Genomic DNA, 12,621 nt, shown 5'->3' with positions numbered 1-12,621 from the left:
TAGCCTCACCTGTCTGCCCCGGAGATCACGAGATCGTCACCGTCGACTCCAGACGCTCGTCGTCCAGGGCGTGCGCCGCGATCACCCGGTAGTCGCCGGGAACCGTGGTCCAGCCGTCGTCCCAGATCTGCCAGGTGCGCGGCGGCAGCGGAATCCGCACGGTCACCGTCTCGTCCGGATGCGCCGACACGTTGGCGAAGCCGGCCAGCCAGCGCTCGGGACGATCCCGGTCCGCGCCGGCCGGTCCGACGTACACCTGCACCACCTCGCGCCCGGCCCGCCCGCCCGCGTTGGTCAGGGTGACCACCGCCTCGGTCGCGGTCACCGCGATCTCGTCGTAGTGCCAGGTCGTGTAGCCGAGACCGTGGCCGAACGCGTACAGCGGTTTCTGGCCGGCCCGCAGCCAGCCGCGATAGCCGACGAACACCCCCTCGTCGTAGGCGACGACGCCGTCGCGCGGGGTGATCTCCAGCACCGGGCAGTCCTTCTCGCGCCGGGGCCAGGTCGTCGGCAGCCGGCCGCCCGGCTCGGCCGCGCCGAGCAGCACGTCGGCCAGGGCCGCGCCGCCCTCCTGGCCGGGGAACCAGGTCAGCAGGGTCGCCGCGACCTCGCCGGCCCACGGCATCAGCACCGGCGAGCCGGCGTTGACCACCACGATCGTGCGCGGGTTGGCCGCCGCCACCCGGGCGACCAGCTCGTCCTGCCGGCCGGGCAGGGCCAGCGAGGTGCGGTCGAAGCCCTCCGACTCGACCTGCTCGGTGGTGCCGACCACGACCACGGCCACGTCGGACTCGGCGGCCAGCGCCACCGCCTCCGCGATCAGCCCGTCCTCGTCGGGGGACGGCGGGCGGTGCCCCAGGGTGGTCGCGACCGAGTGGGCCAGGCCGGGCACGATGGTCTGCTCCAGCACGATCGACACCGGCTCGCCGGCTCGCAGCACGGCCGTGACCCGTTGCTCGCGGGGCGACAGCAGCAGGTCGGCGCGGCCGGTGCCGGGCGGGTGCAGGGTGCCCTCGTACCGGACCTCACCGTTGATCTTCAAGCGGAACGTGCCGAACCCGGAGACCGCGAACGTGTGCTCGCCGCTCTCGGCCGGGGTGACCGTGGTCTCCAGGCGCAGGCCGTCGACCGACTCCATCGGCAGGCCGCCCGGCAGCGAGCCGATCCAGCGCACCGCGGCCGGCTCCACCTCGAACTCGTGGGTGCCGATGGTGACCCGGGTCGGGCTGTGCAGGGCCGGCAGGAACGGGCGCGGGTCGGCGCCCACCGCGTACTCGACGTCCACCCCGGACAGGGCCCGGCGCAGGCCGTCGAGCGGGGAGACGGTGTGCGGCGGGGACACCTGGGCGCTGCCGCCGCCGAGCACTCGCGCGTCCATCGCGAGCGCGCCGATCACCGCGACCTTGGTCAGCCCGGCCGGCTCCAGCGGCAGCGTCCAGTTCTCGTTGCGGACCAGCACGAACGAGCGGGCCGCCACCTCGTGCGCGACCTGCTCCCCATCCAGCTCGTCCTCCTCCGGCGCAGCTTCGGTGCCGAGCGCGCCGACCCGCAGGGCGAGAAGCAGCACCCGGCGTACCTTCTGGTTGATCGCCTCTTCCGGCACCTCGCCGGCCTTGACCGCCGCGATCAGCTTCTCCCCCCACGGGTTTTCCAGCTGCGGCATCGCGATGTCCAGGCCACCCAGCGCCGACCCGACCGTCGACCGGGCCGCCCGCCAGTCGGAGACCACCACCCCGTCGAAGCCCCACTCGCCCTTGAGCACCTCGTCCTGCAGCCGCCCGTTGGCCGCCATCGGTGACCCGTTGACCCCGTTGTAGGCGCTCATCACGCCCCAGCCGCCGGCCTCGACGACCCGCTCGAACGGCGCCAGGTAGATCTCCCGCAGCGCCCGCTCGCCGATCCGGACGTCGACCTCCATCCGGTCGGTCTCGAAGTCGTTGCCGACCAGGTGCTTCACCGTGGTGCCGACGCCGTGCCGCTGCACACCGCGCACGAAACCGACCGCGATCTCGCCGCTGAGCAGCGGATCCTCCGAGTAGCACTCGAAGTGCCGGCCCCCCAGCGGGGTGCGCTGCAGGTTCACCGTGGGCCCCAGCAGCACGTGCACCCCCTTGCGCCGCGCCTCCTGGCCCAGCAGCAGACCGGCGGTCTCGGCCAGCTCCGGATCCCAGGCCGCCGCCAGCGCGGTCGGGCTCGGCAGGGCCACCGACGGATCGTCCGGCGCCCAGCCGATGCCCCGGACCCCGATCGGCCCGTCCGACATCACCAGTGAGCGCAGCCCGATCCGCTCGATCGCCGGGAGCGACCAGAAATCCTGCCCGGCCAGTAGGGAGACCTTCTCGGCCAGGTCCAGTTCGCCGAGAAGGTGTTCGACATCGGCCATCGCTCGCGTACTCATTCCCTCACCCTAAGATCGTCGGGGTGGACAACGACTGCCTGTTCTGCCGCATCGTGGCCGGTGAGATCCCCGCGACCGTGGTGCACGAGACCGAAACGACCCTCGCCTTCCGTGATATCGACCCGAAGGCGCCCGTCCACGTACTGGTGATTCCCAAGGCTCATCACCCCGACGTGGTCGCCCTGGCCCGGGCCGATCCGGCCGGCTCCGCCGACCTTCTGGCCGCGGCGGCCGCGGTGGCCGAGGCCGAGGGTCTGCTCACCGACGGCTTCCGGCTGCTTTTCAACACCGGGGGGTACGCCGGTCAAGAGGTGTTCCACGTGCATGCCCATGTCCTCGGCGGCACCTCGCTGGGCCCGATGCTGGCACCCCGATGAGTGTCACCGCCCGCTACGCCCGCGCCGCCCGCAAGGCCCAGGCCACCGGCCGGATCCCGGCCCTGTCGGTGGCGCTGCGCCGGGCCGACCGGGAGCCGTGGATCTTCACCGTCGGCGATTCCGGCAATCCGGACTTCCCGCTGGACCGGGACACCCGGTTCCGGATCGGCTCGGTCACCAAGACGTTCACCGCGGTGCTCGTCCTGCAGGCCCGGGACCAGGGGCTGCTCGACCTCGACGAGCCGATCTCGGCCTACCTCGACGTGCCCGCGCACGGCGACGCCACCATCCGGCGGCTGCTCTCGCACACGGCCGGCTTCCAGCGGGAGGCCCCCGGCGACATCTGGGACACCCTGATGCCGCCGTCGTCCGCCGAGATGCTCGCCCAGCTCGACCGGGCCGAGCGGGTGCTGCCGCACGCGCTGCGCTTCCACTATTCGAACCTGGGCCTGGCCGTCCTCGGGCATCTGGTCGCCCGGCTGCACGACACCACCTGGGAGAAGCTGCTCGCCGACCGGATCCTCGACCCGCTCGGCCTGGCCGCCACCACCGTGCTGCCGCCGGCCCAGGCGGCCGTCGGCTACCTGGTCGACGCCTACTCCGACGCCGCCCGCCCCGAGCCCTACCTGGACGCGGGCGGGGTGGCCCCGGCCGCCCAGCTGTGGAGCACCGCCGCCGACATGGCCACCTGGGGCGCGTTCCTGGCCTCGCCGGAGACCGTCGACCCGGACGGTGCCGTGCTGGCCGCCACCACCCTGGACGAGATGCGCTGGCCGCACACCACCCGCGACGAGACCCAGTGGGTCAGCGGCTTCGGTCTCGGCCTGCTGCTCGCCCCGCAGGGCCGGCGGGCCGTGCACGTCGGCCACAACGGCGCCATGCCCGGTTTCCTGGCCGGCGTCTACGGCCGGCGCGGCGGCGAGGGCGTCCCGGCCGGGCTGGGCTGCGCGGTCCTCGGTTCCTCGACCACCGCCGCCGAGACCCTCGACCTGGTGCACGAGCTGCTGCGGCTCGCGGTCGAGCTCGATCCGGCCGACATCGAACCGTGGCGCCCGGCGGCGCCCGCGCCCCGGGAGTACCGCTCGGCGCTCGGCACCTGGTGGAGCGAGGGTTCGCCGTTCACGTTCGCCTGGCACGCCGGGGCGTTGCAGGCCCGGGACGCCGACGCGCCGGCCGACCTGCCGCCGTCGATCTTCGCGCCGATCCCGGACCGTCCCGGCGTGCTGCGCACCGTCTCCGGGCGGGAGACCGGGGAGCTGCTGCGGCTCACCCGGGACGACACCGGAGCGGTCGCCCGGATGCACTGGGCGACCTACCGGTTCACTCGCCTGCAGGACGGCTTCGACGGCGGTCTCGCCTCGGACGGGCCGGAGTAGCCAACCCGGCGATAATGGCATCGGCGTCCGGGCGGCGTAGCGGATACGATGGCATCTCCTTCGGCAAACGAGTATGAGAGCAGGTGGCGGAGGCCCCCGGGCCGCCCTATGACCGGTACGCCGAACCCTTCCAGCGCGGGCTCCAACGGCGCGGCGCGGGTGCAGACCAAGATCTCGGTTTCCGACCCGAAGATCATGGTCAACCTGCTGGGTGCCAAGGATGAAATCCTGCGGCTCATCGAGCGAACCCTCGCCAGCGATGTGCACGTCCGCGGTAACGAGATCACCATCACCGGTGACCCGGCCGAGAACGCCACCGCCGAGCGACTCTTCTCCGAGCTCATCGAGCTGATCGAGAAGGGCGAGACGCTCTCCGTCGACTCAGTGCGGCGCACCGCCGCCATGCTCGAGCAGAACACCACCGAGCGGCCGGCCGACGTGCTGACCCTCAACATCCTGTCCCGGCGCGGGAAGACCATCCGCCCCAAGACGCTGGGCCAGAAACGCTACGTCGACGCCATCGACCAGAACACCATCGTCTTCGGCATCGGCCCCGCCGGTACCGGTAAGACCTATCTGGCGATGGCCAAGGCCGTGCAGGCGCTCACCGCCAAGCAGGTCAGCCGGATCATCCTGACCCGGCCGGCGGTCGAGGCCGGCGAGCGGCTGGGCTTCCTGCCCGGCACGCTCAACGAGAAGATCGATCCGTACCTGCGCCCGCTCTACGACGCGCTGCACGACATGCTCGACCCCGAGTCGATCCCGCGCCTGATGGCGGCGGGCACGATCGAGGTCGCGCCGCTGGCCTACATGCGCGGCCGCACGCTCAACGACGCGTTCATCATTCTCGACGAGGCGCAGAACACCACGCCCGAGCAGATGAAGATGTTCCTGACCCGGCTCGGGTTCGGTGCCAAGATCGTGGTCACCGGCGACGTCACCCAGGTCGACCTGCCCGGCGGCACCACCAGCGGCCTGCGGATCGTCCGCGAGATCCTGCGCGACGTCGAGGACGTGCACTTCGCCGAGCTGTCCAGCAGCGATGTGGTCCGGCACCGGCTGGTCGCCGAGATCGTCGACGCGTACGCGCGGTACGACGTCGAGCAGGAACAGAGCGCCACTCAATCCGTCCACGCCGTGCCGGGCCGAGCCGCATCCGGCGGCCGCACCGGGCACCGGCGCTGATACCAAGGGGTAAAGAGCACCACATGTCGATCGAGATCGCCAACGAGTCGGGAGTCGAGGTCGACACCGACGCGATCCTCGCGGTGGCCCGGTACGCCCTTGACGAGATGGGGGTCAACCCGCTCGCCGAGCTGTCGATCCTTCTCGTCGACATCGACTACATGGCCGAGCTGAACCACCGCTGGATGGGTGGTGACGGCCCCACCGACGTCCTCGCGTTCCCGATGGACGAGGGCAGCGTCGACCACGGCCCCGGCGAGGCGGGCACGGGGGAGCCGGCACTGCTCGGCGACATCGTGCTCGCCCCCGAGGTGGCCGCCAAGCAGGCCGCGGCGGCCGGTCACTCGGCCGCCGACGAGCTGCACCTGCTCACCGTGCACGGGGCGCTGCACCTGCTCGGCTACGACCACGCCGAGCCGGAGGAGGAGCGGGAGATGTTCTCGCTCCAGAACCGCCTGCTGCAGAGCTGGCGCACCAGCCGACAGACCGGCTGATACCGGTGGACCCAGCGTCTCTAGCCTCGGCAGGTCAGGCCTCGGCCGGCCTGCCGGACTTGCAGTTGATCGTTCTTGCCGTCGCCTTGGTCTTCCTGGCCGGCTTGGCCTCGATGGCCGACGCGGCCCTGGGCACGGTGTCCCCGGCCCGGGCCGCCGAGATGGCCCGGGAGGGCGAGCGCGGTGCCGCCGCCCTCGCCGCCGTCGCCGGCGACGTGGTGCGCCACCTCAACCTGCTGCTGTTGCTGCGGCTGATCTGCGAGCTCACCGCGACCACGCTGGTCGCGCTGGTCGCGGTGGACAGCTGGGGGATCGGCTGGCGGGCCGCGCTGGTCACCGCCGGTGCGATGACCCTGGTCAGCTTCGTGGTGGTGGGGGTCGCGCCGCGCACGGTGGGGCGGCAGCACGCCTACGCGGTGGGCCGGGCGGCGGCGCCGCTGGTGCGCTGGCTCGGCAAGGTACTCAACCCGCTCGCGTCGCTGCTGATCCTGATCGGTAACGCGGTGACCCCGGGCAAGGGCTTCCCGGACGGCCCGTTCGGCAGCCAGGTGGAGCTGCGCGAGCTGGTCGACCTGGCCGAGCAGCGCGGCGTCGTCGAGCACGGCGAACGCGAGATGATCCACTCGGTGTTCGCGCTGGGTGACACGATCGCCCGCGAGGTGATGGTGCCGCGCACCGAGATGGTGTGGATCGAGGCGCCGAAGACCCTGCAGCAGGCCCTCTACCTGTTCCTGCGGTCCGGTTTCTCCAGGATTCCGGTGATCGGGGACAGCGTCGACGACGTGCTCGGTGTGCTCTACCTGAAGGACGTGATCCGCCGCACCCAGTCGGGTGATCCGGCGGCTACCGCGCAGGCGGTGGCCGAACTGATGCGGGCGGCGACGTTCGTCCCGGAGTCGAAACCGGTCGACGACCTGCTGTCCGAGATGCAGGCCGCGCGCACCCACCTGGTGATCGTGGTCGACGAGTACGGCGGCACGGCCGGCCTGGTCACGATCGAGGACATCCTCGAGGAGATCGTCGGGGAGATCACCGACGAGTACGACGTCGAACGCCCGCCGGTCGAGCACCTGGACGACGGCGCGGTGCGGGTGACCGCCCGCCTGCCGATCGAGGACCTGGGCGACATCTTCGGCGTGGAACTGCCCGCCGACGAGGTCGAGACCGTGGGCGGCCTGCTCGCCCAGACGCTGGGCCGGGTGCCGATCCCCGGCGCCGGCGCCGACGTGGGCGGCCTCTACATGGTCGCCGAGGGCACCACCGGCCGGCGCAACCGGATCGACTCGGTGCTGGTGCGCCGGGCCGAACAGCCGGCCGACCGGTCCGACGAGACCACCACCGACCCCGCCAACCCGGGCTCCGGCCCCGGCCGATCTGGCGAATCCGAGACTGAGGAAAGACAAACCGCAGATGCCTGACCCGACCTTTGCCGGCGCGGCCGTGCCGACGACCGACGGCGGCGCGCTGAGCGCCGAGGACAACAAGTTGGTCACCCTGGCCCGCAGCGCCCGCGCCCGGGTGGGCGCGGTCGAGGGTGCCGCGGTACGCGACCAGGACGGCCGTACGTACAACGGTGCCACCGTGTCGCTGCCCAGCCTGTCGGTGACGGCCCTGCAGCTGGCGGTGGCCCTGGCGGTGTCGTCGGGTGCTTCGGCGATCGAGGCGGCCGCGGTGGTGACCGAGGCGTCGGAACTGGACGGCGCCGGCCACGCCGCGGTGCGCGACCTGGCCACGAACGCCCCGATCCACGTGGCGGCCCCCGACGCGACTCTGCTCGGCACGGTCACCGTATGACGCAGCCGGGTAACGAGGGCGAGCGCCGGCTGACGGCCGGCGAGCGCAACGAACTGCGCCGCCAGGAGCGGCGGGCGGCCCGCCGCACAGCCGACACCACGGGCGCCGCGGGTGGCACGGGTGGCGCGGCTGCCCGGGGCGGCCAGAAGGGCGGCGGCCAGCGTGGCGGTGCCTCGGCCGGTGGTCAGCGCGGTGGCGCGGCCGGTGGCGGTCAGCGGTCCGGCGGCCAGCGCAGCGGCGGTCAGCCGGGCGGCGGTCAGCGGTCCGGTGGTCAGCGCGGTGGCGGCTCGGCCGGCGGCGGTCAGCAGGGCGTTGGTCAGCCCAGCGGCGGTCAGAAGAACAGCCAGGCAGCCGGGGCCGGGCAGGGGCGGGGTCCTTCTGCTCGTACTACGGGACGGCCAGGATCGGCCGGGGGCGGACCAGCCCGTACCCAGAAAGTGCGGGAGGTGACCGCCAAGAGTGAGCCCCGGCCGGAGAGCAGCCCGCCTGCCCGGCGGGTGCACCGGCATGCCGAAGCGGCGCGCAGCGGCGCGGGCGACGGCGTCTACCGGGCCGGTTTCGCGTGTTTTGTCGGGCGGCCGAATGCCGGGAAGAGCACCCTGACCAACGCGATCATCGGGCAGAAGATCGCGATCACCTCGAACAAGCCGCAGACCACCCGGCACGTGATCCGGGGCATCCTGCACCGCGAGGACTCGCAGCTCGTGCTGGTGGACACGCCGGGTCTGCACCGGCCGCGAACCCTGCTGGGGGAGCGGCTCAACGATCTCGTGCGCGAGGTGTGGAGCGAGACCGACGTGATCGGCATCTGCTTCCCGGCGGACGAGCCGGTGGGGCGCGGTGACCGGTTCATCTCGGCCGAGATGGCCGAGCTGAAGGCCACCGTGATCGCCGTGGTGACGAAGGTCGACCTGGTGGGTCCGCAGCGGCTGGCCGAGCATCTCCTCGCGGTGAGTAAGTTGTACGACTTCGCGGAGATCGTACCGGTCAGCGCGGTGTCCGGGCATCAGGTGCAGCAGCTGGTCGACGTGCTGGTCAAGCACCTGCCGGAGTCCCCGCAGCTGTACCCGGACGACGTGCTGACCGACGAGCCGGAGCAGGTGCTGATCGCCGAGCTGATCCGCGAGGCGGCCCTCGAGGGGGTGCGCGACGAGCTGCCGCACTCGATCGCGGTGATGGTCGAGGAGATGCAGGTCGAGGGCAAGCTGACCAAGATCTACGCGGACCTGTACGTGGAGCGGGACAGCCAGAAGTCGATCGTGATCGGCACCCGCGGAACACGTCTCAAGGAAGTTGGGAGCAAAGCCCGAGGTGAGATCGAGCAACTTCTGGGTACCAGGGTGTACCTAGATTTACATGTTCGTGTCGCCAAGGAGTGGCAGCGTGATCCCCGTCAATTGCGCAAGCTGGGTTTCTGATTTTCCCGATTATGGGATAATTCACGCTGGTTTGCGGGGACGTGCGGCGCTTAGGTAACTCAAGAGTCATGCGGAACCAGTACCTGGACCTGCTCCGTGCCGTCGCGACCGTGCGAGTGGTGGTCTACCACTCCACCGGTTGGGCCGCGCTGACCGTCGCTTTCCCGGCCATGTCGGTGATGTTTGCCCTGGCCGGCTCGCTGATGGCGGCTTCCCTCGACAAGTACGGCCCGTGGGCGGTGGAACGCCGCCTGCACCGGCTGCTGCCCTCGCTGTGGGTGATCGTCGGCATCGCGGTGCCGGTCATGTTCACGGCCGGGATGGTCTGGGACTGGAAGGTGCTGCTGTGGGCGTTCCCGCTGCAGGACCCGCCGGCCGCCGGCTTCTGGCTCGAGGGGCTCGCCGCGATGTGGTACCTGCGGGACTTCCTCTGGATGGTGCTCCTGTCGCCGCTGGCGCTGCCGCTGTTCCGGCGGGCACCCTTGCTGACGATCCTGACGCCGTACGTGGCCCTCGCCGTGATGACCTTCACCGGGATCAAGCCGCCGGCGGTGATCCACGACCTGGCCCTGTACGGCGGGGCCTGGCTGCTCGGCTTCGCCCACCACGACGGCATGCTGAAGCTGACCGCCCGCCGCTGGTGGCTGATCGGCGCGCTCGCGGTCACCGGTGTCATCTGGACGCTCACCCACCCGGGCCCGCGCGGGTTCGACCTGAACGACATCCCGCTCGGCAATGCCCTCTGGTCGGCCGCGTTCATCCTGGTCGCGCTGGGGATCTCGCCGATGGTGCGGCCGCGCCGGGTGCTGACCGTGCTCAACTCCCGAGCCCTGACGATCTACCTCTGGCACGTGCCGATCATCGTGGCCCTGTCGCACTTCGCGATCTGGTCGGGCCTGCCGATCTTCGGCTGGGTCGGGATCAGCTGGCGCCTGGTGGTGGTGACGATCGCCCTCGCCGGCGTGGTGCTGGCGGTCGGCTGGGTCGAGGACTGGGCGGCCGGGCGGCGGCCCCAGCTCGTGCCGGGTGTGTCCCGGCGGCAGATCCCGGTGTCGCCGGCCCCGGCCATGGCGTCGACCAGGGTGTAGCTCTTTCAGCGGCTCAGATCGCGCGGGTTTCGGCCGACGTCGTCTCAGATCTCGCGGGTTTCGGCCGAAGTCGTCGATGATGGAGACCACCTATCCGGTCGAGGCGCCCACGCTCGAGTCGGCGCACGAGGCGCTGCGCCGGCTGTACGGGCCGCACACCGAGGACCTGTGGAAGACGCTGCTGTTCAGCGCCGGGCTGACCGGGGCCGAGACCGACCCCGGGTCGTTCGGCCGGATGGTCGTGTCGATGCAGGCCGCCGACGGGGTCACCGGGCTGTGCGGGCGTTCGCTGGCGATGCGGGCCGCGGCCTTCAAGCGGTTGGCCGCTTTGCCCCCTTCGGACGACGTGGTCGTCGTGCGGGCCGCCGGGGAGGGCGCGTGAACGACTTCAGCCGGATGGCGGTGCTGGCCGGGATCGACATCGACAACCCATCGCTTCGCGAGAAGCTGGACGCCCTGGCCGCGCGGGCTGCCGCGCGGCTCGGCCGGGAGGTCGGCCTGATCAGCATGGTGCTGGACAGTGCCCAGTTCTTCGCCGGGTCGTACGGGCTGCACGGGTGGCTGGCCGAACTGGGCGGGACGCCGATCGAGTGGTCGTTCTGCGTGAACGCGGTCCGGTCGGGCCGGCCGTACGTCGTGCCGGACGCCCGGATCGACGCGTTGCAGTCGACGAATCCGCTGGTCTGCGTGGACGGGGTGCGCAGTTATGCCGGGGTGCCGATCGTGGTGGACGGGGAGGTGCTCGGGGCGCACTGCGTCCTCGGGTACGCCCCGGCCGAGTTCACCCCGGCGGACCTCGAGGAGCTCCACCGCGGGGCTTCGGAGATCGTCGAGCTGCTGATCTCCTATCGGCGGCCGGTCACCGCGCCCTGACGTCTCACCGGCCCTGATCCCTGATCTCTACCGGCCCTGACTTCTACCGGCCGCGGACCAGCAGTGGCTGGGCCACCTGGCCGATTTTTCCGGACATGTCGAACATCTGGCCCTCGGCCAGGCCCAGGCCGTCCTCGGACACGATCGTGCGGGCGGCCAGGTGCACCCAGTCGCCCACCGGTTCCCGCAGCAGGGTCGCGGTCATGGTCGGCGGGATGGACAGCCACTTGTCGAACGGCAGGATCGCGGACAGCCCGTTCGCCGAGTCGGCCACGATCAGGGCCCGGTCCTGACCGGTCAGCTCGATGCCGTCGATCAGCGGGGTGCGCACCCGGCTCCACACGTGCGTCTCGCCCAGCTCGTCGAGCCCGCCCCGGGTGCAGCGCCACTCGATCGCCCGGCCGTAGCCCCAGTCCCCGCTGAACCTGTCTTCCCGCTCGGGCAGCAGTTCCGCCCGGGTGTCGTCGGGCAGCACCGGCGGCTGCGGCCCGGGCGCGATGTGCCAGGCCCGGGCGCTCACCGCGACCCGGCCGTCGATCACCATCCGGGCCTCGTTGAGCGCGGTGAGGCGGCCCGGTTTCACCTCGGACACCTCGACCCGGGACTCGCGGCGCGGGATCGGGCCGAGGAAATCCACCGAGAGCCGGGCCAGGCGCAGGCCGTCGAGGCGCAGCAGGTGCCCGAGCAGGGCGGCCGGCGGGCCACCGTGCTGCATGGCGCCGTCCCACGGGCTCTCGGTGAATTCGGACGGTTCGTAACGGTCGTCACCGAGTGGTAGGTAAAAGCTCACGGAGTCGAGGCTACGGTTATGTCCCCACTCGTCACCCGTACGTCGATCACATTCTTTGCCGTGGCGTCGCTGGTCAGGCCGTCCAGGTTCTCGTCACCGGACCCGGAGTGGGACAACACCTTGTACTTGCCCGCCGGCACCCCCACCCACATGTCGCCGCTCGTCGTCTGGGCGGTCACCGAGGTGGGCGCGGTCAGCTCGACGCGCACGTCGCCCGAGGTGAGCTTGACGTCGACCGGACCGGCCACCCGGATCGCCTGGATGTCGCCCGAGGTGGTGCGCACCTTGACCGAGCTCTTCGCGTCAATCACCTCGATGTCGCCCGAGGTGGCCTGCACCGAGACCGCGCCGGTCGCGTTGGCCACCGTCACGTCGCCCGAGGTCAGCTGCAGGTCGGTGATGCCCACCCCGTCGAGCCGGATGTCCCCGGAGCGCTCCTTGCCGTGCACGTTCACCCCGGGCGGCGTCTTGATCTCGTAGAACACCGAGCAGTTCCCGCCGCACGACGTGTCGATGTTCAACGTCGTGCCGTCCAGCTTGTAGGGGTTGCCCGGATTGGTCGAGCGGCTGATCACCCGGCGGATCGTGGTCTCGGTGACGTTTCCGGTGGTGATCACCACGTCGCCGCTGCCCCCGGTCAGCACGATGTCGGTGATCTTGGCCTTTTCGGTGTCGTCGTAGGTCATCTTCGCCCCGATCACACCGGCGCAGCCGGTCAGGGCGGTCGTCGACGCAGCGATGACGGCGAGGACTCCGGCGCGCCGGATCAGGGTCGAGGTCATGGCTCAGACGCTATTCGCGCGCGATACGCCGGCACTATCGGTCCTC

The 12,621-nt window shown here is 71.4% G+C and carries 13 protein-coding genes; 10 read left to right on the top strand and 3 right to left on the bottom strand.

Features of this window, described 5'->3' with window-relative positions:
• Positions 1–25: 25 nt before the first annotated feature.
• Positions 26–2,398, bottom strand: coding sequence for a beta-glucosidase H (locus tag Ate02nite_RS45450; protein ID WP_239148186.1), 2,373 nt, complete (start codon positions 2,396–2,398; stop codon positions 26–28).
• Positions 2,399–2,421: 23 nt separating this feature from the next.
• Between Ate02nite_RS45450 and Ate02nite_RS45445 the strand changes: the two genes are divergently transcribed.
• From Ate02nite_RS45445 to Ate02nite_RS45400, 10 genes are all read left to right on the top strand, one after another.
• Complete coding sequence (locus Ate02nite_RS45445; RefSeq protein WP_203814195.1) at positions 2,422–2,775, top strand: HIT domain-containing protein; 354 nt, start codon at positions 2,422–2,424, stop codon at positions 2,773–2,775.
• Positions 2,772–4,151 (top strand): serine hydrolase domain-containing protein, encoded by a 1,380-nt coding sequence (locus Ate02nite_RS45440; RefSeq protein ID WP_203814194.1) that lies wholly within the window; start codon positions 2,772–2,774, stop codon positions 4,149–4,151. The genes Ate02nite_RS45445 and Ate02nite_RS45440 overlap by 4 nt, the downstream gene beginning before the upstream one ends.
• Positions 4,152–4,259: 108 nt before the next feature.
• Positions 4,260–5,336, top strand: coding sequence for a PhoH family protein (locus Ate02nite_RS45435; protein ID WP_203814193.1), 1,077 nt, complete (start codon positions 4,260–4,262; stop codon positions 5,334–5,336).
• A gap of 23 nt (positions 5,337–5,359) precedes the next feature.
• Complete coding sequence (gene ybeY, locus Ate02nite_RS45430; RefSeq protein ID WP_203814192.1) at positions 5,360–5,830, top strand: rRNA maturation RNase YbeY; 471 nt, start codon at positions 5,360–5,362, stop codon at positions 5,828–5,830.
• Positions 5,830–7,248, top strand: coding sequence for a hemolysin family protein (locus tag Ate02nite_RS45425; RefSeq protein ID WP_438871331.1), 1,419 nt, complete (start codon positions 5,830–5,832; stop codon positions 7,246–7,248). The genes ybeY and Ate02nite_RS45425 overlap by 1 nt, the downstream gene beginning before the upstream one ends.
• Positions 7,241–7,624: a cytidine deaminase-like protein gene (locus tag Ate02nite_RS45420; RefSeq protein WP_203814191.1), complete on the top strand. Its 384-nt coding sequence runs from the start codon at positions 7,241–7,243 to the stop codon at positions 7,622–7,624. The genes Ate02nite_RS45425 and Ate02nite_RS45420 overlap by 8 nt, the downstream gene beginning before the upstream one ends.
• Before the next feature lie 497 nt (positions 7,625–8,121).
• Positions 8,122–9,042 carry a GTPase Era gene (gene era, locus Ate02nite_RS45415; protein WP_203814283.1) on the top strand — a complete coding sequence of 307 codons (921 nt, stop codon included), beginning with the start codon at positions 8,122–8,124 and terminating at the stop codon, positions 9,040–9,042.
• Positions 9,043–9,110: 68 nt separating this feature from the next.
• On the top strand, positions 9,111–10,130 hold the full coding sequence (locus tag Ate02nite_RS45410) for an acyltransferase family protein (protein WP_203814190.1): 1,020 nt from the start codon (positions 9,111–9,113) through the stop codon (positions 10,128–10,130).
• A gap of 76 nt (positions 10,131–10,206) precedes the next feature.
• Positions 10,207–10,512 (top strand): hypothetical protein, encoded by a 306-nt coding sequence (locus Ate02nite_RS45405; RefSeq protein ID WP_203814189.1) that lies wholly within the window; start codon positions 10,207–10,209, stop codon positions 10,510–10,512.
• Positions 10,509–11,003 (top strand): GAF domain-containing protein, encoded by a 495-nt coding sequence (locus tag Ate02nite_RS45400; RefSeq protein ID WP_239148184.1) that lies wholly within the window; start codon positions 10,509–10,511, stop codon positions 11,001–11,003. The genes Ate02nite_RS45405 and Ate02nite_RS45400 overlap by 4 nt, the downstream gene beginning before the upstream one ends.
• 43 nt (positions 11,004–11,046) lie before the next feature.
• Here the strand turns inward: Ate02nite_RS45400 and Ate02nite_RS45395 are convergent, their stop codons facing one another.
• Positions 11,047–11,793 (bottom strand): thioesterase family protein, encoded by a 747-nt coding sequence (locus Ate02nite_RS45395; protein ID WP_203814188.1) that lies wholly within the window; start codon positions 11,791–11,793, stop codon positions 11,047–11,049.
• Positions 11,790–12,575, bottom strand: coding sequence for a DUF4097 family beta strand repeat-containing protein (locus Ate02nite_RS45390; RefSeq protein ID WP_203814187.1), 786 nt, complete (start codon positions 12,573–12,575; stop codon positions 11,790–11,792). Before Ate02nite_RS45390 ends, Ate02nite_RS45395 begins: the two co-directional genes overlap by 4 nt.
• Between the last annotated feature and the right edge of the window lie 46 nt (positions 12,576–12,621).

The sequence above is a fragment of the Paractinoplanes tereljensis genome, assembly GCF_016862435.1.
In the GTDB taxonomy this organism is placed as follows: Bacteria; Actinomycetota; Actinomycetes; order Mycobacteriales; family Micromonosporaceae; genus Actinoplanes; species Actinoplanes tereljensis.
Note: the sequence above shows the minus strand (reverse complement) of the source record. Positions and strands in the feature narration are given on the sequence as shown.